At 44.4% G+C, this 26509-nt stretch carries 16 protein-coding genes and 1 pseudogene; 12 read left to right on the top strand and 5 right to left on the bottom strand.

What is annotated here, in order from left to right:
- Positions 1 to 1282, top strand: a 1282-nt coding sequence (locus tag VK541_RS01330; RefSeq protein WP_324366141.1) for a M23 family metallopeptidase, incomplete at its 5' end; no start/stop codon positions are given.
- 4 nt (positions 1283 to 1286) lie between these two features.
- A complete protein-coding gene (gene bcp / locus VK541_RS01325; RefSeq protein ID WP_324366139.1) occupies positions 1287 to 1748 on the top strand; it encodes a thioredoxin-dependent thiol peroxidase in 462 nt (153 codons plus the stop codon).
- Here the strand turns inward: bcp and VK541_RS01320 are convergent.
- A complete protein-coding gene (locus VK541_RS01320) occupies positions 1740 to 3803 on the bottom strand; it encodes an ATP-binding protein (protein ID WP_324366137.1) in 2064 nt (687 codons plus the stop codon). The genes bcp and VK541_RS01320 overlap by 9 nt on opposite strands.
- Positions 3804 to 3950: 147 nt before the next feature.
- The gene (locus VK541_RS01315) at positions 3951 to 5234 is read right to left on the bottom strand and encodes a sugar MFS transporter (RefSeq protein WP_324366136.1); all 1284 of its coding nucleotides are present in this window, start codon (positions 5232 to 5234) and stop codon (positions 3951 to 3953) included.
- 188 nt (positions 5235 to 5422) lie between these two features.
- Here VK541_RS01315 and VK541_RS01310 point away from each other — a divergent pair, with 188 nt between their 5' ends.
- Positions 5423 to 7525: a GDSL-type esterase/lipase family protein gene (locus tag VK541_RS01310; RefSeq protein WP_324366134.1), complete on the top strand. Its 2103-nt coding sequence runs from the start codon at positions 5423 to 5425 to the stop codon at positions 7523 to 7525.
- A 7-nt stretch (positions 7526 to 7532) separates the two neighbouring features.
- Here VK541_RS01310 and VK541_RS01305 read toward each other — a convergent pair whose 3' ends face one another.
- Both VK541_RS01305 and VK541_RS01300 read right to left on the bottom strand, forming a co-directional pair.
- Positions 7533 to 9410 carry a heparinase II/III domain-containing protein gene (locus VK541_RS01305; protein WP_324366132.1) on the bottom strand — a complete coding sequence of 626 codons (1878 nt, stop codon included), beginning with the start codon at positions 9408 to 9410 and terminating at the stop codon, positions 7533 to 7535.
- 56 nt (positions 9411 to 9466) lie between these two features.
- The gene (locus tag VK541_RS01300; RefSeq protein ID WP_324366129.1) at positions 9467 to 10606 is read right to left on the bottom strand and encodes an FAD-dependent oxidoreductase; all 1140 of its coding nucleotides are present in this window, start codon (positions 10604 to 10606) and stop codon (positions 9467 to 9469) included.
- A 373-nt stretch (positions 10607 to 10979) separates the two neighbouring features.
- On the opposite strand from VK541_RS01300, the gene VK541_RS01295 reads away from it, so the two are divergent.
- The 7 genes from VK541_RS01295 (at position 10980) to VK541_RS01265 (ending at position 23901) form a co-directional block, all read left to right on the top strand.
- Positions 10980 to 11537, top strand: a complete 558-nt coding sequence (locus tag VK541_RS01295; protein ID WP_324366127.1) for an RNA polymerase sigma-70 factor — start codon at positions 10980 to 10982, stop codon at positions 11535 to 11537.
- 82 nt (positions 11538 to 11619) lie between these two features.
- The gene (locus VK541_RS01290; RefSeq protein WP_324366125.1) at positions 11620 to 12612 is read left to right on the top strand and encodes a FecR family protein; all 993 of its coding nucleotides are present in this window, start codon (positions 11620 to 11622) and stop codon (positions 12610 to 12612) included.
- 120 nt (positions 12613 to 12732) lie between these two features.
- The gene (locus VK541_RS01285; RefSeq protein WP_324366123.1) at positions 12733 to 15945 is read left to right on the top strand and encodes a TonB-dependent receptor; all 3213 of its coding nucleotides are present in this window, start codon (positions 12733 to 12735) and stop codon (positions 15943 to 15945) included.
- Between the two features lie 30 nt (positions 15946 to 15975).
- Positions 15976 to 18483, top strand: coding sequence for a phosphocholine-specific phospholipase C (locus VK541_RS01280; protein WP_324366121.1), 2508 nt, complete (start codon positions 15976 to 15978; stop codon positions 18481 to 18483).
- 9 nt (positions 18484 to 18492) lie between these two features.
- Positions 18493 to 21738 (top strand): TonB-dependent receptor, encoded by a 3246-nt coding sequence (locus VK541_RS01275; protein ID WP_324366119.1) that lies wholly within the window; start codon positions 18493 to 18495, stop codon positions 21736 to 21738.
- 321 nt (positions 21739 to 22059) lie between these two features.
- Entirely contained in the window at positions 22060 to 23079 is a 1020-nt protein-coding gene (locus VK541_RS01270; protein ID WP_324366117.1) for an SDR family NAD(P)-dependent oxidoreductase, read from the top strand.
- An 18-nt stretch (positions 23080 to 23097) separates the two neighbouring features.
- Positions 23098 to 23901 carry an AraC family transcriptional regulator gene (locus VK541_RS01265; protein WP_324366114.1) on the top strand — a complete coding sequence of 268 codons (804 nt, stop codon included), beginning with the start codon at positions 23098 to 23100 and terminating at the stop codon, positions 23899 to 23901.
- A 677-nt stretch (positions 23902 to 24578) separates the two neighbouring features.
- Here VK541_RS01265 and VK541_RS01260 read toward each other — a convergent pair.
- Positions 24579 to 25667, bottom strand: a complete 1089-nt coding sequence (locus VK541_RS01260) for a hypothetical protein (RefSeq protein WP_324366112.1) — start codon at positions 25665 to 25667, stop codon at positions 24579 to 24581.
- Between the two features lie 158 nt (positions 25668 to 25825).
- Here VK541_RS01260 and VK541_RS01255 point away from each other — a divergent pair, with 158 nt between their 5' ends.
- Positions 25826 to 25984, top strand: a complete 159-nt coding sequence (locus tag VK541_RS01255; protein WP_324366111.1) for a hypothetical protein — start codon at positions 25826 to 25828, stop codon at positions 25982 to 25984.
- Positions 25985 to 26019: 35 nt separating this feature from the next.
- Positions 26020 to 26509, top strand: a pseudogene (locus tag VK541_RS01250) (AraC family transcriptional regulator); the annotation flags it as partial.

Raw genomic sequence — 26509 nt, 5'->3', positions numbered from 1 at the left:
AGAAGTGATCGCTTATTCAGGCAATACCGGCAGTTCCGGCGGCCCGCATCTTCACTTTGAGATCAGGGATACCAGGACAGAAGCCACAATTAACCCACAACTATTCGGGATCGACATCCCCGATAATATTCCTCCCGTCATCTATTCCATATACATCTACCGGCTGAATAAAAAAGCATTCGATGAATTCACGCCAAAACAATATTTCCAGGTACTGGGCGGCTCAGGGAATTATCGGCTTAACAGTGTCAGCACCATTAACCTGAGCGGAGAAGTCGGCTTTGGCATTGTCACCACCGACAGGCACAATGGCGCATCCGGTCTCAACGGCGTCTACTCCATAGCGCTGGAACTGGACGGCAGTCTTGTGTATGTCTCTTCGCTGGAGAAGTTTGAATTTGAAAACAGTAAGGGGATCAATTCCCATATCGACTACCCAACCTATCTAAATACCAAAAGATCTATACAGAAGAGCTTTGTCGATCCCGGTAATCCACTTAAGATTTATAGTAACCTGGTAAACAATGGCCGGATCGAATTTACAGACGGCAAACTGCATCAGCTAAAATACACCATTACAGACTCCAGGGGAAATAAAAGCACGCTGGCGTTTCAGGTACAGGCAGACAGTAAAGCGACGATAAACTCGCCTGAAACCCAAACAGGGCAGGTCCTTTCTTATGCCACAGCCAACGAATTCAGCAACCCGGATGTAAAAGTAATATTTCCAAAAGGCACACTCTACAACGACCTGAACTTCATTTATAAAAAATTGCCTAAACCAGCCTCGAATGCTTACTCTGCCATCCACCAGATCCACAATAAGTTTACACCTTTACACACAGGCTTCCAGCTCAGGATTAAGGCCGACAGTACTTTAGACAAGTACATGGACAAAGCAGTAATTGTAAATACCGGAAGGGTTTCGCAGGGAGGATATTTTGAAGATGGCTATGTAAAAACGACCCCAAGAAACTTCGGCAGTTTCTTTATCGCTGTTGACACCATTCCCCCAACAGTCGTTCCCGTTAATGTAAGCAATGGAAAGCGAATGACAGGCATCAGCAAAATGACTTTTAAGATCAGGGACAACCTTTCAGGCATCAAGAGCTTTAATGGTTATATTGACGGGCGCTGGGTCCTGATGGAATTTGACACCAAAACTGCCTCTTTGTGGCATACCTTTGACGACAGTACCCCATCAGGAAAACATACCCTCGAACTCATCGTCTCCGACATGAAAGACAACAACAGGAATTATTCAATTACCTTTTACAAATAAGCATATGAGCGAATTAAAAGAAGGCCAAAAGGCCCCCGATTTCACCTCCAAAGACCAGAACGGCAATACCGTCTCCCTTAATCAGTTTGCCGGCAAAAAAGTGGTGCTTTATTTTTACCCTAAAGACGATACACCGGGCTGTACAGCCGAGGCTTGTGATTTCAGAGATAATTACCATGGACTGACCGCTCAGGGCATCGTCGTTCTGGGGGTAAGCGTTGACGATGAAAAATCCCATAAGAAATTTGTAGCCAAACACAGTCTTCCGTTTACATTACTTGCCGATACCGACCATCAGATCGTAACAGCCTATGGAGTATGGGGTGAGAAAAACATGTACGGCAAAACCTATATGGGGACCATCCGCACCACCTTTATCATTGATGAAAAAGGTATCGTCAGCCACATCATTAAAAAAGTAGACACTCAAAACTCTACCGCCCAGGTACTGGAATTATTAAAATAGCTTTTTCCCTACCAGCCGGCTGATCTTTTCGTACAGCTCACTTGCCTGAAAAGGCTTAGATATATAATCATTCATTCCAATGGCCATGCACCGCTCAAATTCGCCCTTAATGGTATGGGCAGTCATGGCTACAATTGGGATGTCCCCTTTACCGGGGCCCATTTTTCTAATATTTACAGTGGTTTCATAACCATCCATCTCCGGCATTTGCAGATCCATCAGAATGATATCAAAATCGGCATTCCAATACTTATGAAGAGCTATCTTTCCATTTTCAGCAACACTGGTTTCAAAGCCATGTTTTTTTAACAGTTTCAGTACCAGCAGCTGGTTGATCGCATTATCTTCAACAATAAGCACCTTCACCCCTTTTCCAACATCAGACGATGCTGCTTCCGCACCACGGCCATCTTTGACGTCAGAACCCGCCTGATCTTCAAACTTCAAAAAAGGAAGTTTAAAACTAAACTCCGAACCCTGTCCAGGCTGACTGCTTACAGAAATACTGCCATTTTGCAGAGTGACCAGTTGTTTTACGATGCTTAGTCCGATTCCAGTTCCGCCAAATTTGCGCGAAGTATCGCTCACTGCCTGTTCGAATACATCAAATATTTTTTCCTGCTTTTCCAGCGGAATCCCAATACCAGTGTCCCTTATGCTAAATTCAATTACTACCTGTCTCTCATTTTCTTCCACAGGCACCACATTAATGACCACACCTCCACTTTCCGTAAATTTAATCGCGTTTGACGTCAGGTTCAATAGGATCTGAGTAAGCCTTACAGAATCACCATAGTTAATTTCAGGCACATTTGGATCAACTGTATAGCTTAGTCCTATTTTTTTGAACCTGGCATTAGGTTCTGTTAGCATAAAAATAGACTGAACTGTCTCGGTTATACTAAACGGCATTACCATAAAATGGATCTCCCCCGCCCCAATCCTGGAAAAATCCAGAATATCATTGAAAATGATCAGCAAATGATCGCCAGACTTCAGGATCATCCTTAAAGATTCTTTCTGATCATCCGTAACCATAGATTCTTCCAAATGCCGGGCGAAACCCAATATGGCATTCATCGGGGTCCGGATCTCATGGCTCATGTTGATCAGGAAATGCTGTTTGGCCTTCTCAGACTGCTCCGCTCGTTCTTTTTCAGTAATCAGATTTTGTTCCGTGAGTTTTAACTCCCTAATATTTTGATCCAGCGTCGACATCATTTCATTAAACGATGTAGCCAGGATTCCGATCTCATCCTTTGAATAAACCGGCACCCGTTTCTTAAAATCTCCTTTCCTGATATTATCCGCCCCTTCAACTAAAGCATCCAAACCTTTCTTAAGGTTTTTGCTGATGGATATTGCAAGTACTATAGTGGCAGTACCAATCGTCAATGACAGCGCCAGCACAACATTCAGCACCAATGACTCCAGCCATCTGGCTCCCTCACCCAGCGTAAAAGAGAAGTCGTCTTCCAACTTAGTCAGCTCACCATTGATCCTGTCGATGTCCTTCAGCAACACAGCTATTTCGATTTCACTGGCATTAGCCGTGACCAGTACATGAAGCTTTTCACCAATCCTAACCAATTCTTCGAGGGCCGGCTCGGCATTTGCCCATGCGGTGAAAGCCTTTTTGAGGTAAGAAACATTGTGAAACCTTCGAAGGAGCTTCATCATTCCGTCAATGTCATCCGGATGGTTCCTGCCCTTCAGCAAACCCTGTCTCGCAATATCAAAATCGGGATTTGCCTTTTCAAGTTCGATCCTGGCAGCTTTATCACCGTAGGGAACCGCTAAAAAATTCTTAAATTCCAGGTAATCCTTTTCATTATGGGTATGTGCATATTCCCGAAGATTCATAATCGCATCCTTTTGAGCTTTAGACCAAAGCCCTTCACCACCTACATAAGACCGCACTGCAGAAAGAGTAGTTATGGAAAACCACAAGGTACACAGCTCGATAGTAATCAAAAGCGCAGTGAAGCCAATCGTAAAATACAATTTGCGGGAAATCGATACATCATTCAGTTTATTACTGAAAGCTGAGAACATAAGACGAACCGTTAATGATGTGAAGCCCTAAAATTCACATCATTAAAAGTAAGTTTTTTGAGAACAGGTTTGTCCACACAAGCGCTGTTCATTTTATTCAACTGCCAGCAGCAGCTTTTTTATGAACAAGACCGGGAATACTTTATGTTATGCGTGTTTCCCAACCCTGTGTCCATAAGCAGAGAAATACCATATATATAGGTAACAAGGCAATACACTGACAAAAAATGCCAGCTGGAAATGCATACCAGCATAGTCTTTTAGATAACCGTAAATTAAAGGCCATATCGCACCACCTGCAATACCCATGATCATAATGGCAGAACCCGTTTTTGTAAACTTTCCAAGACCTTTTATACCCAGGGGAAAAATTGCAGGCCACATTAAAGAATTTGCAAGGCCCAACAACCCAACAAATATTACTGAGGTATAACCGTCAGTAAAATATGCCGCAGAAACAAATATCACCCCAGTAATTGCACAGATTTTTAGCGCTGCCTGTTGCGTGATGTACTTAGGAATAGTAAAAATACCAATGAAATAACCGACAAGCATACTGGTTAAAGTTAGTGTGGTAAAATATTTGCTGATGTCCGCGCTGATCCCTAATTCCTTACCATACACACCAATAATATCACCCGCCATTACCTCGGCCGCTACGTACACAAAAATACAGAAGGCTCCTAAAAACAAATGCGGAAACTGAAAAATAGAAGTTTTGACTGTTTTTATTTCTTCACCTTCAATTACCTCCTCTTTATCTACATCAACCTCCGGCAAATTCGAATATTTAATGAACAGCGCAAAAGCAACAAATACGATGGCCAGAACAATGTAAGGCGTATAAACACGCCCTAAAACCTCGGTGAGCAAAGCCTCTTTCTCAGCTACAGTTGTAGCCGCATCGTTGATCTTTGCTTCAATTCCTGAAGCATTTTTAAGAAACAGTGTACCCATAATGATCGGTACAATTATACCTGCAAATTTATTGCACACGCCCATGATACTAATACGCTTTGCTGCGCTTTCTATCGGTCCAATGATACTGATGTATGGATTAGATGCTGTTTGCAATAAAGATAAAGCTGCCCCCTGAATAAAAATACCTGTTAAAAACAAACCGAAACTTCTTGAACTTGCCGCCGGAATAAAAACAAGCGACCCTACGCCGAGGATAATCAATCCAATAACCAATCCATTTTTAAACCCCAGTTTTTTTAATATCCAGGAAGAAGGAAGGGCGAGGAAAAAATAGGCTATATAAGAAGCAAAAGTTACCAGGAAAGCCTCAAGATCAGTCTTAAGTCCGCAAGCAAGTTTAAGAAAAGGGATAAGTGTACTATTCGCCCAGGTAACAAACCCGAAAATAAAGAACAATGCTCCAATGGTTACAATCGGGGAAATAACTGACGATTTTGTTTCGTTTGCCATGATTTAGCTTTAAGGTTTAATAAATAGTTATAGTGGTGGTGATTCTGTCAGGGAGATAATATCAAAAACCTCCTCTAGCTCTAAAAGTATAAAAATATCGACAACAATTCATTGAATTTTTTGCGCAAACGTTTGTTTTATGAATATGTTTATATTCGTCTTAAACCATAAACCTCATCAAATTAATTATGAAAGCCCTTTGTTGCCAATATGCGCTTGTATTTTTCATCGTCATCTCCACTGCACATGCGCAAACTGTTCTTAAAAACCAGGATCTGCAACATGCAAAATACCTGTCCTTAGATGGCAAAGCACTATCGGGTGGCAATAAAACAGGCACCGATGGAAAGGTGTATCTATTTAAAATGCCGCTCCTGCGTCTGCAGCGCACCACTTCTAAAACAGTACGGGGAACAGTCTTGCTCTTGCCCGGTGGCGAATATAAAACATTGACCATTAAGAATGATGGTCAGAATACCGCTTTATCACTCAACAAAAAGGGTTACGATGTCGCCATATTAGATTATCACATCGGCTCTGACCCCTATACCCGTGACCTGGCTTTAAAAGACGCCACATCTGCATTTAAATTAATAAAAGAAAGCCGGACTAAGTTTGGTTTGAGGGGCAGTCAAGCTGATATCGCAGGAATAGGGGCTGGCGGGCATGTTGCTGCGAGAATGCTGCAATACATGGATGAACAGGAACAACCGGACAGCCTCAGTCTTATTTCACCATCTTACCTGGATGAGACCCTACCGGGCACCGTCTTTCCCGCAGTACCCCCCCCGCTCAATCCTAAGGCCAAACTGGGCGTTACCTTTACAGGTGCCGAAAATATAGTGACAACCCAAAGCGGCAGGGAATATAAAAAGACCTGGACAGGTTACAGCAAAGGTAATCTGAACCCAAATCCGGCAGCAATTCCAATCGAAGGCTACAGCAGAAAACGTCACGACGAAAAATTAGCCCTGGTATCACAGAAAAAATTTGACCTCATCATGCTGGGTAATTCCATTACCAACAATTTTGAAAAACAAGAATACCAGCAGATATGGAAACAATTTTTTGAGCCGCGTAATGCACTGAACCTGGGCTTTAGCGGCTACCGTACAGAAAATCTTTTATGGAATATTGAGAACGGAGAACTTGAGAAGCAATCGCCAAAAGTACTGGTACTGGAAATTGGCACCAATAACGTTGACGAAAAAAATTACCCAACCCGCCACACGGCCATACAACTTGCCGAAGGAATGGAAGCCATCGTAAAATTATTGCGAAAAAAGCTTCCTTCCACCAAGATCATCATATTAAGATGTTTTCCCGGTGCATACGGCGGACCAAACCCCACCTCACACCGGGCTATATTAGAGCGCGCCTCTGACATTGCAACCAGGCTTGCCGACAATAAGGACATCTTTTACTGTGATGTAAACCATGTATTTTTAAACTTCGACGGCTCCATCAACAAGGAGTTCATGCCCGATTACCTGCATCCGAGCCCTGCCGGGGCAAAGCTTTGGGCCCAGGCCATGGAACCACTCCTGTCCTCGCTGATGGGAGATCATTCTTTAGATAACGACATTCCGAAAAACACAGCAATTTCACCCGTTGCAAAACTAGAAAATGACAGTTACAACTGGTGGGACCGCCATGCAGAAGTGCTCCGCATCAAAGACAGCGTCAACCCTGAAATAGTGCTGATCGGCAATTCCATCACCCATTTTTGGGGCGGACAGCCCAAACTGGTCAATAACAACGGACAACCGCGTACCCCAAATGGACCAAAAGCCTGGGATTCTGTGTTTGCAAAACACCGGGTGCTCAACCTCGGCTTTGGCTGGGACCGCACGCAAAATGCACTTTGGCGGCTGGATCATGGAGAAATTGATGGCCTCCATCCGCGCACAATCATTGTAGACATCGGCACAAACAATACCAGTCAGACAGAAAATGCGCGGATGAATACCGCGTCAGAGATCGTAGAAGGCATCCGCGCAGTCTGTCTGCGGCTGCGTTCGAAAGTACCTTACGCCAAAATCATTATTATGGCCATCTTCCCGCGAGAAAAAGATCCGCAGCACCCTAGACGTTTGCTGATCAATGAGATTAACAGGGAGCTTGCCGTATTTGCAAAGGAAAACCATTTGACATTATCGGATGTTGGCCCCAAAATGCTAAATGTCGACGGCACATTCCTGCCAGGCATTATGCTCGATTACACACACCCTGCCGACAAGGGCTACCAGATTTGGGCCGATGCCATCCGGCCGTATATCGATGAACGCTAAACTGCCTCTACTCCCCTTTTAGCTCTACAACGATCTTTTGGCCCTTACTTTTGAGCAGTTCAGCAGGAAACTTAAATTCAAGCCTCTTCAAATCACTTACCTTCATATCATAGTCCAGTGGAGGAGGATTTTTAGAAACCACTTTAATTTCCGCACCCTGAGGCTCCTTGATTACTACTTTAAGAGTTTTGCCTTTTTGCTTCAGCAAGACGCCATCCGCTATGATTTCAGCATCAGCCTGCGTCATCATGGCCCAGGTCACGTTTTTTGTCTGATCAGAAAGCTCCAGTACATCTGTGATCTCAAGACTTTGGTCGCCCGTTCGCTTAAAATCCCTTTTGGCGCTGTTAAGCTGTCCTTTAAATACAGCAGAAAGATCAAAACCTGCCTGAGGTCTGTTGCCTTTGCCTTTATAATAACTCAACGGTGCAAAACCCTTAGCCACATGCAGTTCATCATTAACCGTCAGCGTACTATGTCCAAAATTATTCTTACTCAGTAAAGTCCAGCGTTTGCTTTGCTGCCCGCTGTTCCATAAACCACTTACCCCTATGGCCTGCTCCAGCTGGAAATAATTCTGCATTCCCAAATCTACAGACCACCTTATCCCTTGCAGATCAAACACAAAAGATCCGGCATCCATGTTGCCATGATTTAAAGCCCCGGCACCCCCCTTTGCACCCAGGAAATAGCCATTCGGATCAGTCCTTCCACCTCCGAATACTACAATCGGATTGATTCCGTCACCTTTATAATTTGCTGATAAAGGCTTCACGGCCGATTCCCTGTGCTGTGCCAGCCAGGACAGCACAGCCCCGTTAAACTTTGAGCTGTTATACCCGTTTGTCGCAGACCTCGAAACCGCAGCAAGAAACTTATCCTGATCAAAATAAGCATCATTACCGGCCTTATTGGCAAACCACAACAGCAGCTCCTGGTTTTCCAGACCGTCGTCTCCGCCACTGCCAGAGTCAAAATAATTGAAATACAAGCCGCTCGAACCCACCAGTTTTTTCACAAAAAGTGCACTATTGATAAAGCCTGGTGACTTAGGGATATCAAAATCATTTCCAAAAGCACTTTCTAGTGCAGCTATGGTAATCAACGTATAACTCGTGCCATAAGACCAGTAAGAAGCCCCTTCGGGGTAAGCCCCATCCGGTGCATAAGCCTTCAGTGCTTTTGGAATATTCTGCAGCATCCGGGAAACCAATTGCGCAGCCAAAGCAGGATCTTCACCGGCAATAATTATTGCGGCCGATGTGATTCCACCATGACAGACCTGATTCCAGTTGTTGTCCACCTTTACCCAACCGTTGAGCTTGTCATTCAAACTGGGCTGTATAGCCTTGCCGATCAAAGCATCTTTTACCAGGCGTATCGTGGATTCCGGCAGATCACCGAGCGTCCAGTCCAATCCAATGGACACACCATAGGCCATCTCCCCTACATCCAGAAAATGACTGGGGTTCCAGTCCGAAAAGCTGCAAACGTTCAGCAGTTCCTTATCTACACGATCCAAAAACCGCTTTTCTTTCGATACAGAATAAACGGCAGCGAGCGTGCCAATCCTTGCGACCGCTTGCCTGGACACACCAAGCAACCTTCTGCCTTCCAGCTTTCTTTCCAGAACCGGCAGGCCCAGCAGCGACACCGCATTCTTATACAGGTATCCATAATAAGCTTTGACCGTTTCATCCTCTTCCACAGCTTTTCTGATCTGCTGCAAACGCTCATCGGTCAGGATTAGTTTTGGACTATTCTTTCTTAGATTTTGCTTTACCCATTCCGCAGTAATCTCTTTGGTTTCACCAACAGGTTTTTGTGCATTGCCAAACAGTGGAATACACAGGGTCGAAAAAAGGAACAACAGGATTGATTTCATGCCCCAAATTAGCAAATACTTTTTTAACAATTCATAATGTGAAAACTGCCATCTTCTTACATTTTCTTCAACAAGAGTTCAGCAGCGTCACAGCCAGTCTGGTTGCCAATGGCAATACCCATTCCGTTACACCTCAGCGCACAGAAAACACCATTGCCCAGTTCTTTTACAATCGGTGTTATGGAGTTTCCGAAAGCCATGATGCCACTCCAGCTTTGTTCAATTTCAAAAGCGGCACCGGGTAAAATTACTTCATTTAATAAATTAAGGAGCGCATTTTGAACAACAGCCGTACTTCCAAATTCAGTAGTCTGCTCAGCAGCGAAATCCAGGTGTCTTCCACCCCCCAGCAATACCCTGTTGTCCACATTTCTAAAATAATAATACCCTTTATCATAGTGAAAGGTACCTTTAAGTTTTAGACCAGGTACAGGCCTGGTGACGATCACCTGACCCCTGCCCGGTACAATATCCAGCTCAGGCACCAATTCTTTAGCAAAAGCATTGGTACACAGCAATAGTTTTCTACACGCAAAATTACCATCTGCTGTACATACTGTATACCCGGTGTCACTTTGCTCAAATGAAGTTACCTTGCAGTTATTAAAGATAAGTATACCGGCTTCCCCTGCCTTTTTCAACATTGCCCTCATCATTCGGCCACTGTCTATCTGAGCCTCGTACTCGTTCACAATCAGTGTATCAACACCATTAAATCCAAAATCAGCGATTTGATGATTGGCTGTTCTAAATGTATCCGGTTCACTTACAATGTCTTTTATCAGCGCATTAAAGTAGCTGATTTTGGATAAGCATACCGAGGATAACTCTTTTTCTGCAGGCCGGAACAATTCGTAGCCTCCATAATCCTCATAAGCAATTGCTTCGTCTCCTAATAATCTTCTTAATTTTAATAAACCTTTCCAGCGGCTTTCAATCAGCTGGTGCAGCCCATCTGTCCCACAGCTTTTTTCCTGCTCTATCAGCTCAGATACACTTCCGAAACAGGCAAACCCGGCATTTTTGGTACTGGCCCCTGAGGGGATTAAACCACGTTCCAATACCGCGATGTTCAAAGCAGGCTGTTTTTCCTTAAGTGCTATAGCCGCACTCAGACCAACAATACCGCTGCCGATGATCAGCACATCAAAATTTAAAAAATGCAGTTTTTCCCAGTAAGCGATAGCCGGTGTCATCTTATAAATTTATGGTATTTTTTCATTAACGGGTAACAATCCTGTATGGATGGTATTTCAAAGAAGTATGCTTATGACATGCTACCGGGATGTAACAAATTCTGGAGGCTGTTTGTCCGCTGGTTAAATACTAGTTGAGAGCAGGTTGGAAGCCATCAAATGGCAATCAACCTGCTCTCAACCTGCTCCCAAGTAGCTTCCAAACTGCTCTCAACATTTGTTGCATGTCGGTTTAATATTGGTTGCAGTATTGTTCTGGGTATGATGCATAGCAGGCATTATGGCGGGTAAATTGAAAATATTAAAAGAATAACTTCTAACAACCTTAATAGTGGCTTAATACGCCAATACATAATTTTGCTTCATCAAGATTATGAAGGGTAAATCTGACAAAGAACTTTTTCAGGCAATGCGTTCTGGTGATGAATATGCCTTTCAAAGCATTTTCAACCGCCACTGGCAGCCCTTACTCGCATTTGTCTGCAAACTGATCAGCGACGAAGACCAGGCCAAAGACATCGTCCAGAACGCCTTTATTGAAATATGGCATAAAAAAGAAACTTTACTTGTTCAGGACTCACTTATGCCCTATCTGACCGTCATTACAAAAAATGAGGTAATGTCCCTGTTCAGGAAAGATAAGATCCGCCTTGCCGGCGATGAGATCCTGATTGCGAACTTAAAACGTGTAAACCACCCCGACGAACATTTAATCGCAGGTGAACTGCAATCGGCAATTGACACTGAACTTGTTAAAATGCCGTCCAATATGCGTCAGTGTTTCCAGCTGAGCAGGTACGAGCAGAAATCGATTCGCGACATCGCAAATGAACTGATGTTGTCCGAGCAGACAGTGAAAAATAACATCTCAGAAGCGCTGAGGCGTTTGCGTAATCATTTAACCAGCTACTCTTCAGGCCACCTGGCATAGCTTTTCTTCTTCCCGATAAACTTAACCTAATCTTAATCCTGGCTTAAAGTACTTTTTCTGTTTTCAAACGCTTTACAGCAGAATGAAGGCTAAGGAAAAACAGTTTTTAACTGAAAAGTTTAACGACTATCAAAACGGGCAGTTAAGCGACCCCGAAAAAAAGATCATCGATGAATGGTTTGATTCCAGGATGGAAGATACAGCATCCGATCACAATAATTTAAAAGCCGCAAAGATCGGGGAAGATTTATTTGCAAACATCAAACAGAGCATCCGTTATTATCCGACAAAAAAGGCATCGTACAATAATGGCTGGGTTAAAATTGCCTGTACATTTCTCATACTTTCTGGACTTTCATTCTTTATTCTGACTTCTCCGACCGAAAACACGGCTAAACCTCAAGTTGCCTGGCAAAGCTACAGCACCTCAAAAGGCGAGGTTAAAAAAATCATTCTTCCCGATGGCACTGCAATCTGGATGAATGCAGGGACACAGATCCGGCTGGCTTCGGATTTCGGCACATCCAATTCCAGAAAACTGCAATTGGATTATGGTGAAGCATTCTTCCAGGTCAAACGCGATACACTCAGACCATTTTCCATCACTACTCAGGATTTTGTAACAACAGTGCTGGGTACCTCTTTTAACATCAAATCCTATCCGGAACTGAAATCCTATAAAGTTGCCGTAGCCACCGGTAAAGTAAAAGTAGATTATCATAAAAATGGGAAGCTCACTGCATTGAGCAGCGGACTCGTCAAAGACCAGGTGCTCACGTACAACCATGACACACACAAAACATCAGTTGTCCACCAGGATGTTGCGCATCTGAGCCAATGGAAATCAAACCGCACGCTATACTTCGAAAACCTGACACTGGCCCAGATCGGCGCAGAGCTTTCAAGACAATACGCTATCGAAGTTAAAATATCCGGCACGCCGGACGTAAAACAAACCTATACCCTTCAATTACAACACCAGGATTTTCAAACAGTGCTTCGGCGCCTCGTGTTGAAAACCGGTATCAGTTACCGGCTCAATAATAAAGTTTTAACCCTTAACCCAGGCATATGACATAGAAAACCTTGCTAAAAAAAGCCGGATCCCGATCGCCGTCAGGACCCGGCCCTGTATGGAACTGAAGCAGATCCATAACACTTAACTAATTCAGAAAATTAATCAAAGCAATTAAATATGCAACATTATTACCAGTATCTAAAAAATACGAATACAAATATTTTGTTTTTTATAAAGCAAAACCTGATACCAGCAATTGTCATGTTCTTCCTGATGACCAGTAACACTTATGCACAATCTACAGACGCGTCAATTACCGGAAAGGTCACTGACGAAAAAGGTCTGGCCATCCCGGGAGCATCCGTTGTGCTGCGCAATGAGTCCAACGGTTTCCGTACCGTAACCACAACAAATAAAGATGGTTTGTATTCATTGATCCAGCTCCCTTTGGGTAAACCCTACACCATCACCGTAACTTACATAGGCTATCCAAAACAAGTTAAGACCGATTTCGCCCTTAACCAGGGAGATAATATTGTGGCAAACTTTCGCATCGCTGAAAGCAATAACCAGCTAAAAGAAGTTGAAGTAAATGCCAATTCGCTGATCAAGCGTATTGACAGGCTGGGTTCCAGTACTGCAATTACCGCCCAAAACATCCAGCAGTTGCCTACACAAAACAGGAATTTCAACAACCTGTCCGCACTTGCTCCCACCACCAATGGAACAAACATCAGCGGACAACGCGCCTCATCAACCAATTACCTGATCGACGGGGCAAGCGCCAGGAACAACCTGACATCCGGGGCCATCGGAAGTGGCCCGTATTCCCTGTCATTAGAAGCCATCAGGGAATTTGAAGTTGCAACAAACGTATATGATGTAGTCAAAGGACGTGAAGGCGGCGGTACAGTAAGTGCAGTCACCAAATCAGGTACAAACACACTCACAGGTTCAGTTTTTGACTATTACCGTTCAGACTTTTTAGCCAGCCCGTATGACATTCGTGGTAACAAACGTGAGCAGAAATTTACCACCAACCAGTACGGATTCAGTTTAGGTGGCGCCCTTATCAAAGACAAACTGCATTTCTTTACCGCCCTTGACCGTCAGGATGAAAGTATGCCTTTCTTTATCGCAGACATTAGGGATCAGGATGACGAGATCAGCTTAGGGATCAGTAAAGGTGCTCTGGACAGTGTAGTCAACATAGGCCGTGCAAAATATGGTTTGGGCAGCGGCCCTCAGGTAGGTGAATTTAAAAGGAAAACTCTTGCCAACACTTTTTTTGCTCGTTTAGACTGGCAGATCAATGACAAGCACAGGTTGACCCTGAGAAATAACTATAGCGACTGGCTTAACCCTGTAAGCAACAGTGACAACTCCAACATCAACCTGTTTGAGGTTTACGGAGATTTTAAATCCCGTGAGAACAGCACACTACTTTCCCTGCGCTCACAATTTAAACCCAATTTCCTCAATGAGTTTAAACTGCAGTTCCAAAGCGCCACAAGAAACTATGTTCCAAATAGCGAATTACCAGCCGCAAACATACCAAGAGCAATTGTAACAGTCAGGTCTACCCTGCCTAATGGTACTTTGGGAAGTAAAACTGTACAGCTAGGCGGACAGCGTTTCTTCCCGGAAAACAACCTGGAAAACCAGTTCCAATTGGTGAATACTTCCTATTATACAGCTGGTAAATATAAGTTCACATTCGGTACGGATAATACCCTGACTTATATGGACACCTATATATCCAGTGAGCAAAACGGCCGTTTTATTTTTAACAGCCTTGCAGATTTTAACAACCTGAATGCTTCGAGATATGCCAGGGAAGCACCTATCAACGGCGAACCTTCAGTTCAGCAATATATCCTGAACGCTTCTGTATTCGGACAAGTTGAATTTGACATAGCACCAAATATCAACGCCATGTTTGGTGTACGCTATGATGTGACCAGTTTTCTTACACAAGCGGATTACAACCCGGTGGTGGAGAAAACCCTTGGCTTAAGAACAGACAGCAAAATTACTGATGCGGGTAAGATACAGCCACGTCTGCAATTGACATGGGACATTAAAGGTGAGAAGAAAGACATTATCCGTTTGGGCGGAGGTCTGTTCTCTTCTTATCCCGTCAATTACGCACAGGTAAATAACATCCAGAACAGCGGAACTAAGGTTGCTTCTATTGATGTATCCCGTCCTGCTACCGGAACAAGCCTGGTACCTGTTCCTGATTTCCCTTCTTATAGAAGAGATCCTTCTACCGCTCCGGGCATCATTGCCGGGGTGCCGTATGTATCCACCATCAACCTCAATGATCCGAACCTGAAGATGCCTTCTATCTTCAAAGCCAATTTAAGCTACAACAAGATCATAGGTGACAGGCTGAGACTCGGCATAAACTTATTGTACTCCTATACCAAAAACAACTATGTATACCTGGACAGGAACCTGGTCGACAATCCTTATTTCCGTCTTACAAATGAAGAAAACAGGGGTGTGTTCGTCCCTGCAACAACCATTACCGCTTCCGGTATCACGAACAACGTATTGGGCAGAAAAACCCAGGAAGTCGGCCGTGTGTTGATGCTGACCAACGGTGCCAATTTAGAACAAAAAGCCTTGATCCTTGATGCCAGTTTCCGTTACCTTAAAGATGGCTATATCAACGTGAGTTATACCCTCAATGACGCCAAAGACAACTCATCCTACAATGGAAACGTGGCCAATACCTCTACTTTCAGACCGGTAAAATCAGATCCGCGCGATCTGTCTGAAATGAACTACTCTGACAATCAGTACAAGGATAAACTGGTTGTATACGGTACCACTCCGACCTGGAAAGGCTTTTCTTTAAGCGGGACCTTCAGGGGAATTGGCGGCTCACGTTACTCGCTGACTGTTGATGCAGACTTAAACGGTGACTTTGTGGGCGGCCCCGGCGATGACAACGACCTGGCTTTTGTATTTGATCCGAACAATGCCAATACCAGTCCTGCTGTTAAAGCCTCTATGGAGAAGGTATTGAACAACCCGGACAACAGGGCCAAAGATTACATCAGGGAAAGCCTTGGCAAAATCGCCAGCAGAAACGGCGGTGAAAATCTTTTTTCAGGAACGTTTGACCTTAGGCTGATGAAAGAGTTCAAAACTTATAAAACACAGCGGCTTACAGTAAGTGTAGATGTGTTCAATTTTGCGAACCTGCTGGATAAAAAGAAAGGTGTGAATTATAACCTGGGCAACCAGAGCTTACTATTGGTTACCAAATTTGACCAGACCAAACAACAATATGAGTACCGTGTAAATGAGAACGTAGGGGTAACACAGGCAGGTGGTACACCATACCAGATCCAGCTTGGCGCCAGGTACTCGTTTTAACTTTTAATAAAAATGCAATTGATTTAAAAAATGGATTCACGCAGAGATTTTATTAAAAAAGCAGCCCTCCTTTCAGGAGGGGCTGCTTTTATCAACAACTTGCCACCGGTGATCCAGAAGGCCCTGGCCATCGATCCCGCTTTAGGCAGTACGTTTTACGATGCTGAACATGTCGTGTTCCTCATGCAGGAAAACCGTTCTTTTGACCACGAGTTTGGCATGCTGCAGGGCGTGCGCGGCTTTAACGACCCAAGGGCAATTGAACTGCCCAATAAAAACAAAGTATGGCTCCAGTCCAACAAGGACGGAGAAACCTATGCACCTTTCCATTTGGACATTAAGGAGACCAAGATCGCATGGATGGGATCTACGCCGCACAACTGGACTGATCAGACCGATGCCAGAAATGAAGGGAAGTATGATAAATGGCTGGATGTAAAAAAACCGTATAAGACCACCTACGCACACATGCCTTTAACCATCGGCTATTGCAAACGTGAAGACTTTCCATTTTACTACTCACTTGCCGATGCCTTCACCGTTTGTGACCAGAGCTTTTGTTCAGTAATTGCAGGCACACATCCAAATCGCTACTACTGGATGACGGGCACCAACAGGGAGAAAAACACCCCTGAGGGATTGGCCCACGTATGGAACATCAGCAACTATGACAAGCCTACATTAAACTGGAAAACATTCCCCGAGCGTCTCGAAGAAAACGGAGTTCCCTGGAAGATCTATCAGAATGAAACGACCATGGGTTTTGGGCTCAATGGCGAGGCCAGTTCCTGGTTAAGTAATTTCGGCACCAATGTGATGGAGTATTTTGAACAGTATCAAGTACGCCTTAATCCCGGTGCCATCGGAAATCTGCAGGAAAAGAAAAGAGTATTGCTGGAACAAATAGCCAATGCTCCAAAAGAAAATCTCAGCTCAGAGGAACAAACAAAGATTGAAGCAGTAAAAAAGCTCCTGCTGAAAACAGAAGAGGATGAGAAAAAATATACGATGGCCGCCCATGAGGCACTTTCAGACCATAGCAAAAATATAAATGCAAAAGCTTTTGGTTCCAATTCCGGAGACCCGGATTACCACAAGCTGGCACCATTTAAATACAATGAAAAGGGAACCGAACGTGAGCTCAATATGCCTAAAGGGGACATCTTCTACCAGTTCCGGAAAGATGTAAACGAAGGAACACTGCCTACGGTTTCATGGCTGATGACCCCTGCAAACTTTTCAGACCATCCGGGAACACCCTGGTTCGGTTCCTGGTTTGTAAATGAAGTCATTGAAATTCTGACCAAAAACCCGGAAGTGTGGAAGAAAACGATCTTTATCATGACCTACGATGAAAATGATGGTTACTTTGACCACGTTCCACCGTTTGTTCCACCGCATCCTTTTAAGGAGCATGCCGGAAAAGTTTCTGAAGGACTGGACACCAGGCTCGATTTTGCGACCAAAGCACAACAGACCAATCCTTCTATGAAAGAGGCCAATTACCGCGAGGCCCAGATCGGCTTGGGTTACCGGATACCGATGGTCATTGTTTCACCATGGACCCGTGGCGGCTATGTCTGCTCGGAAGTATTTGACCATACCTCTTCACTGCAGTTCCTGGAAACATTTTTAAAAAAAAAACTGGGCAAAAAGATTGTCGAAGAAAACATCAGCCCATGGAGAAGAACAGTATGCGGCGACCTGACCTCTGCTTTCAGACCTTATAACGGAGAAAAAATTGAACAGCCGCAGTTCCTGGAAAGAGCACCATTTCTGGAAAAGATCTATTCTGCCAAATTCAAAGAAGTTCCTGATAATTACAAAAAGCTAAGCCAGGAAGAAATCGTTCAGATCAACAAAAATCACCTGGAATCCCCGTATTTTCCACAGCAAGAAAAAGGTATCCGTTCTTCATGTGCCCTGCCTTATGAGCTGTACGTAAACGGAACCCACAACAAGGACAGGTTCAGTATCAGCCTGAATGCAGCCAATAAAGCATTCGGTAAAAAAGCATCAGGCTCTCCTTTTACGGTTTATGCCGTAAGCCCGTTTAAAAATGAGATGATGCGCAGCTGGGATTATACAGCAAAAGCCGGCGATACATTAACAGATGAATGGCTGTTAAAGGACTTTTCTGATGGAAAATACCACCTAAGGGTATATGGCCCTAACGGGTTCTTCAGGAAATTTTCCGGAGATGACCAAAACCCGGAAATACAGGTGGAGTGCAGGTACGAGCAGGACAAGAAAAACCCTTTAAAATTAAGTGGAAATGTAATTGTTACAATTACAAACCATGCCGCCAAAGCCCGTGAAATAGAGATCAGTGACCTCAGCTACAAAACTGGTGATAAAACAATGAAAGTTCCCGCAAAAGGTAAAGCGAGCCTCGTACTGGACCTTGCTAAAAACTACAACTGGTACGACTTCAGTGTCAAAATTGCAGGAAATTCAGACTTTATTCAAAGGTTTGCCGGGCGTGTTGAAACAGGTACTGCAACAAAAACAGATCCATTGATGGGCAGAATGATTTAATCCGCATATATGTTGTTTAAACATTGGCTATTCTTCCTTTTGTATGTCTTGCTGCAGACGTTGTCGGCAGCCGGGCAGTCTACAAAAACAAGTTTGTCGGGAAGGGTAATGAATGAAAATGAAACAGCAATCTCCGGAGCTTACCTTACCCTTACCCACTTACCAACGGGAACGGTTTACGGCTGCGCTTCTAACCTGTCCGGAGCCTATTCCTTTCCGGATCTGAAGCCAGGAGGCCCGTATCAGATCGAAACCAACATTTTAGGCTTAAAAAAATACCAGGTTTCTGGTATTTTTTTAAAGCTTGATGAACCTTCGGTGATGAACATCAGGCTTCAAAGCAGTATCAATGAACTGCCCGAAATAAAAATTATAGCCGCAAAATCCGCCAAACTACTGCAACCTAATAAAAGCGGCCCTAATTTCAATATCCACCATCAGGACATCAGCTTGTTGCCAACCGTAAAACGCAGCATTGCAGATTTTGTAAAGCTAAGTCCCCAAGCCTTTGGTCCGGCTATTGCGGGCGGCAATTACCGCCAGAATTTTATAACTATAGACGGATCAGAATTCAACAATAACTTTGGTGTTGGAGACAACCTGCCAGGCAACGGGGCACAACCCATTGCCCTTGACGCCATTGCAGAAATATCTGTAAACGTGGCCCCCTACCATTCCATCTGGGAATCAGGATTTATTGGCAGCGCAGTAAATATTGTGAGCCGTTCTGGGAACAACCAGACTGAGGGCTCCGTCTACTCCTATTTCAGGAATTCACTCAGCTATCACCTCGAAGGTTTAAGAATAGGCGGGCCCGTCGTTAAAAATAAGCTGTTCTATTTCTTTAGTTTCGAACAGGAAACGGAAAAATACCAGCCTCAGCTATTCCAGGCAGCCACAGAAGAAATGCCATATGGATCATCTCCCAACGTTGCCAGGCCATCCGATGCAGAACTGAACACGATCAGGAAATATTTACTCGATACCTACAATTATGAAACCGGCCCCTATCAGGGCTATGATTTTAAAAACAAAAGCAATAAAGTATTGCTCAGGCTGGACTGGAACATTGCTAAAAACAGCACATTAAGTATCCGTTACAACCAGCTGCACAGCTACAAGCCGGAACTGGTCAATGGATCCAGGAGCCCCCTTGTGCCCTATTCCTCAAGTCTTGGACGCAGGACCGTCAATGCCCTTCCCTTCAGTAATTCCAACTTCAATACTTTATCCGATTTCTATTCACTATCCGCAGAATGGAACAGCAGGCCCAGCTCCAAAATCACCAATACGATGCGGGGATCCTACACCCGGCAGTACGAACCCAGAACATCAGAGAGCCGCTTTTTTCCGTTTGTTGATATTTTAAAAGACGGCAGCCCCTTTACTTCCTTTGGCTATGAACCCTTTACCTACGGAAACAGCAGAGATGTGTATGTACTTTCCCTCACAGACCATGTCAGCTGGACATATGGCAGGGGAACCTGGGTGGCAGGTGTACAAACCGACTACAGCAATACGAAAAATAGTTATATGCCCTTTGGAACAGGCTACTATACTTACGCCTCGCTGGAAGATTTTACATCGGGCAAAAATCCCTTAGACTATGCGGTAACCTATACTCCGGATAACCGGAAATCTCCTCCCCAGTACAGTTTTGATTATTTAAATATTTCAGCTTTCCTGCAGTATAGCATCGCGCTCAGCGACAGGCTAAACCTTACTGCGGGCCTGAGGACTGACCTGCCTGTATTTCTGAAGGCACTTCCCGAAAACCAATTACTCGCCATGATGAATTTTGCCGGCGGCCAGCGGATACATACTTCACTGCTGCCAAAGCCTGCCTTACTTTATGCGCCGCGCATGGCATTTAATTATGACCTGACTGACAGCAAATCTGTTAAAATCCGGGGAGGAACAGGGATTTTCACGGGCAGAATCCCTTTCGTATGGATCATTAGCCAGGCAAGGTATTCCGGTGTCAGCCAGCTTACCCAAACCTGGCAGGGCCAGCAAAATACACCGGGAGCATTTAATCTGGATTACCAGCAACAATACGCTCCTCAGCAAGGGAACGCACTGCCATCAGTGACCAGTGTGTTGTCCAGAGATTTTAAGATGCCCCAAAGCTGGAAATCAAGTGTGGGTTTAGATATGAATTTACCCTTTGGTTTTAGGGGATCAGTTGAAGCCATTTACAATAGTGATATTAATGGCATATTGTTCAGGGATGCAAATCTTGTAGAGCCCCTGGCCTTAAATATCCCGGGATATCCTGACCACAGAATGGTCTATCCGGCCAGCAATAACCTAAAATTCATTAACCCCTTAAATGTATGGGGGCAATATGATAAAAAGGGAAACTCAGCTTTGAATGTAGTTGAGATCACCAATTCATCCAGGGGCTATTATTTTTCAGCCATCGCACAAATTGAAAAGCGGGTCGGCAAGGGCTTTAATTTTTCACTGGCTTACAGCTGTAGTATGGCCAGAAACTATAACGATGGCGATGGCGATCAAACGCTTTCCGCACTCAATGCCACACCAAGTGTCAGCGGCATCAACCGGCCAATGCTGAGCTATGCGGGCTACGTTCCGCCAGACAGGGTCGTGTCCGCCCTTACCTGGTCCAGGCAATATGCCAGGCATTTAAAATTTAATATAGGTTTAGTTTATCAGAGCGCAAATGACGGACGGTTTTCCTATACGTATTCACGCGATTTCATCGGAGATGGCACAAACAGGTCTTTAATCTACGTTCCTAAAGACCCTTCAGAAATAAAATTTGTACCATTAACCCTAACAACAGGCAACCAGACAACGACTTACAGCAGCGAACAGCAAAGCACCGCTTTTTTCAGTTATATTGATCAGGACAAGTACCTGAGCAAAAGAAAAGGAAAATATGCGGAAAGAAATGGTGCATTGCTGCCCTGGCGGCAGCAGGTTGACCTGAGGCTAAGTCATGATGTTCTCACCGGTATTAAAGGAAAAAAACATACCATTCAGTTTAGCTGTGATGTGCTCAACCTTGGCAATTTAATTAACCATAACTGGGGATTGAAGAAGCTGGTAAATACAAGTGCTATTCTTGTTCCGGCCAACCTTGACCAGATCAAACCTGAAGGAAACATCCTGCCTGCATTTCAAATGGCAACAACCGGTGGAAAATTAGCAAACGAGACCTTCAGGTCAGATTACAGCACAAACTCAACATACCTGATACAGTTTGGCATCAGGTATCAGTTCGAGTAAGGGATCTGCCATCCCCCTTCCTCAGATGTATATCTTTCAGTTTTAACGCAGGGACGGGAAGCAGATGTTTTGCGTCTATTATGGCCGAACAAAAGCCTCAGGCACCAAAATGGTGGTATTTATCGACCTTATGCGCATCAATACAGACGGAAAAATTGTGGTCATGGGACCAACTACTACTCCTCAACCGAAACCTTTGACCAAATAGCAGTCACGCGCTCACCAAAACGACACGCTAAACAAAGTTAATTGACACGCTAAACAAAACCAGCCCTTTGGCAACCTCCTAAATTTGTTCTATCACATTTAATCAAAAACAAAATGGAAAAGAACAATTATCAAGGTGCGTTACAACACACCCTGGGTTCAGGTTTTAATGCTGCATCAACAGCAGCAGAAGTCATCAAAAGAATTGACCTGACAGGAAAGATCGCAATCGTCACTGGCGGAAATGCCGGCATCGGTCTGGAAACCACTAAAGTACTTGCAGCAGCGGGCGCAACGGTGATCGTACCTGCCAGGGATATTGAAAAAGCAAAGCAAAATTTGGAAGGCGTTTCAAACGTAGAAATTGAGGCAATGAATCTCGCTGAGCCGGACACTATTGATGCATTTGCCGAAAAATTCCTTGCCTCAGGCAGACCCCTTCACCTGTTGATCAACAATGCCGGAATCATGTGGGTGCCTTTGCAAAGGGATAGCCGCGGTATCGAATCCCAGCTTTCAACCAATTATCTTGGTCAGTTCCAACTAGTGGCAAAACTATGGCCTGCCCTGAAAGAAGCCAACGGAGCACGCGTGGTAAATGTTTCTTCACTGGGACACCACATGGCCCCTTTCAATTTTGATGATCCCAACTTCGAGGATAGGGAATACCAGACACTCCTGGGATACGGGCAATCAAAAACGGCCAGTAACCTATTCACTCTTGAACTGGATAACCGTGCAAAAGCACATCAGGTAAGGGCCTATTCTTTACATCCGGGATCAATCGCCGGAACGGAACTGGCCAGGGATGCCGATATGGAACTGTTCAAACAGATGGGCTTCTTTGATGAGCATGGAAACATGCGTCCGGAAATACTAGCCAGCCTGAAAACCATTCCCCAGGGTGCGGCAACTACCATATGGTGCGCAACCAGCCCGTTACTTAGGGACATTGGCGGCGTTTACTGCGAGGATGCGGATATCGCCGACCTTCTATCTGAAGACCCGGCTATACAAACGAATGCTAAACTGCATCAAAGTGGTGTGCTGGCCAATTCACTGGACGAAAACAATGCTAAAAGGCTATGGGATCTAACAGAGGAAATGACAGGTATTGAATTTAAAGTAAACTAAAACCAATAAATTTACACAATGGAACATCTATCTAAATACCTGACCAGGGATATCAAGCTTTCGAGCTATGAAGACAAGCTGTTCAAATCAGACCTGATGTTTGATGACCACATGCTGGTCTGGTTCATTTCAGGCGAAACAAAAATCATACAGGCAGATGCCACTTTCGCGTTTAAAACCGGTGATATTTTTCTGATCCCAAGGAATGAGCTGGCAACGATCATCAACTATCCTAAAAATGGCCTGCCACATAAAACCGTGGTGATGCATTTATCAGTCGAGCGGCTAAAGAAGTTCTATGAAAAAATTGACCATAGAAAGAAAATACAGCCCGAACAGAAAATATATCGCTTCAGCAATCATCCATTGCTGGAAAGTTGTCTGGCTTCACTGATCCCCTATTTCGAGCTGGAAAGTGAATTTCCGGAAAACCTGGCCACACTCAAAATTGAAGAGGCGATAAGTATCCTGAGGCTGATCGATTCCAGCGTAGACAGCGTTTTGGCTAACTTTGATGTTCCGGGCAAGATCGACCTGGTCGATTTTATGCAGCGCAATTTTATGTTCAACATGTCGCTGGAAAAACTGGGCTACCTAACAGGCCGAAGCCTGTCAACATTCAATAGGGATTTCAAGAAGCTATTCCATACCACGCCCCAAAAGTGGCTGACCGATAAAAGACTTGAACTTGCCTATTATCACATGGCAGAAAAAAAGAAAAAGCCGACTGAGGTCTATTTGGAAGTCGGATTTGAAGACCTCTCCCATTTTTCATTCACTTTCAAAAAGAAATACGGAATCTCACCGAATCAAGTTCCTTGACTAGATAATCTTTCTCCGGATTAACAGCTTTTTCCATCTGCCATAGGATGATCGCAGATCCTTGTTTTCACGAAACCTCTGTTGTTTTTCAAAATGTTTGCCAGCAGCTTTGGAAGACATCGCATTTTGCGATACCATCCTCCGGAACACCTTTAACCTTGTCTGGATTAGAAACCCATCCCTGACCATTATCCCATACGAATCTCACCCGGGGTTGACAGGGTCCCGAGCCCGTCAAACCCGGGTGAGATTCGTATGGGATAATGGTCAGGGATGGGTTTGTGAGGTTAAGGGAGGATAAGAGAAGGGTAAAGGCTCGGCCCTGGCGATATAGTCGTCTATTTTTTCACAACCGGTTTTACCCGGCTCCCGCCATTAATAATCGCCCGGCTGCAGACCTCGAAATAAAAGGATTAGTCCAAATCATACAAAACAACCGAAACCATAAAATCCAAAGTCCCTCATTATAAGCAGTTTATTCGCCATTCGATATGGGGCACCATTATTGGGCAACTAGTAAAAAACTTATGAACCACAATGCATTTGTAATATGGGGACATCAGGTCGGCCTCTCAGAAATCGTGCTGCTATTTTTAGCGTTTTTTGTAATGTACCTGATTGCCAGAAACATTATCCTTTACCAGCTAAAACCGAGACAGAAGTAAACACCTCTTTAATCACTTATACTCTTTCAGGAATTCCTGCGCTGTCTTTCTTGTAATGCCATAATAAAATTTTTGCCCGGAATGATATTTCTCCCTTAGCTCAAAATTTTCAAATGACGGTCCGCCGGGTATGTTGATATAGTCTTGCTTATTGCGGCTTGCCCCGCTCCAGTACTTTGCCCTCCCGTTTACACGCAGCACCAGCGAAGAATCATATCCCGACCCATCTTTACGCCAATACTGGCTTAGTTTGAGATTTGGCCGGTAACGCCAGCCAGTTCTCTCGAGATAGGACTTTTCCTGCGGCCAGGAGCTCAGGCTCTTAAAATCTTCATCAGATTCAGCAACTGCTATGAGATCGCCGTTCCCTGCCTTCCATAACTGTGCTGCCGTATAACTTTCCTTTTCTGTGAAATCAACCTCATCATACCCTTTGTACAGATCTGTTGAATTTACCACTTTATCTTTTAAATGCAATTTACGCAGGCGCGAATAGTTGCCCATGGTGGCGGTCACCGCACAGCGCTGCATCAGCGTACTCCCGCTGTGATTAAAAACCTCTATACCAAGTTCTTCAGGATGGTCACTGCGAATAAACAGCCGTAAATACGGATGCGCACCATTTTTAAAGCGTTCCATAAATATATATACCGACAATTCCTCAACCTCAGGATGCCTGCTATCGGGATGCAGGATAGCGCCGCGTGTTTTTGCACCTGCAAAGTAAGCTGTCTCGGTTGCGCTTTCTCCCGCCCACATCACTTTTCCCCACTGGTTATCAATAAGTGACGGGGATATTTCGCTGAACTCTATCTTGCCGTTCACCACCGGCTCGATGGCTAAAAAGTTGATCAGATAGATCTCGCCTTTATTTTCATAGCCAACCCTGATCAAGCCCCTGGGGCCGCCGGTTTTTTCCTGGCCGCCTTCTACGCCCGTAGGCCATATGCTAAATACAATACCATTGTTGATGCCCCACATGGCTTCGCTTTTTGCATTGGCGGGCCTTATCCAGTTTTTATCCGGGGTCTGCGACTGCAAATCCTGATAAAATAATAACATTAAAAAAGCGACAACAAAAATATAACGGTTGGTTTTCATAGGGTGAAATTAACAATAACTATTTGACATTGAAAACCCATGTTTCAACAGATCTTCAACCCATGCCTTGTTTTGTCATGTTCATACCCAACACCAAACACCAAAACATGATAATACTATTTTTAACTAAATTGCAGCCTGAATCAAACACAGTTCGTATGTCAGGAACCGTTATCCGTGAAATAACACCACTAACACCAAATGATTGCTTTACCATTTTTTCAAGGGCGAAAAAGGAGTTTGACTTTCCCCTGCACAGTCACGAAGAGATGGAACTCAACCTGATACTGAACGCAGCGGGGCACAAAGGATCGTAGGTGACCACAGCGGCGAGATCAATGAAACGGAACTGGTGTTTGTAGGAAGCAATCTGTCACATGGCTGGTTCAACCACAATTGTACCAGCGGGGAGATCAAAGAGGTAACCCTGCAGTTTCACAAGGACCTGCTCGACGAAAAATTCCTGCGGCGCAACCAGCTGTCGGACATCCGCAGCCTGTTTGAAAACGCCAGTCGCGGGATGCTCTTTTCGAAAGAGACAGCGAAGAGTATAGCCCCGCGTCTAATGAATCTGGGTGAACAAAACGGATTTTCGTCTATACTGGAGCTACTTTCGATACTGCACGAGCTTTCTATAGCTAAGGACAGTAAAATGCTTTCAGACCCCACCTTTACCAAAGAAGCATACAATGACAACAGCCGCCGGATAGAGAGGGTCTTTGAATACATGAACAGCAGTTTCAGCAGTCCGGTAACGCTGGCAGAGGTCGCAAAGATCGCAAACATGCCTGAGGCATCTTTCAGCAGGTTCATTAAGAAAAGGACAGGCTTCACCTTCATCG

The sequence above is a fragment of the Pedobacter sp. genome (genome assembly GCF_035317785.1).
Lineage (GTDB): Bacteria > Bacteroidota > Bacteroidia > Sphingobacteriales > Sphingobacteriaceae > Pedobacter.
The sequence above is the reverse complement of the archived record's forward strand: the minus strand, read 5'-3'. Positions and strand labels throughout refer to the sequence as shown.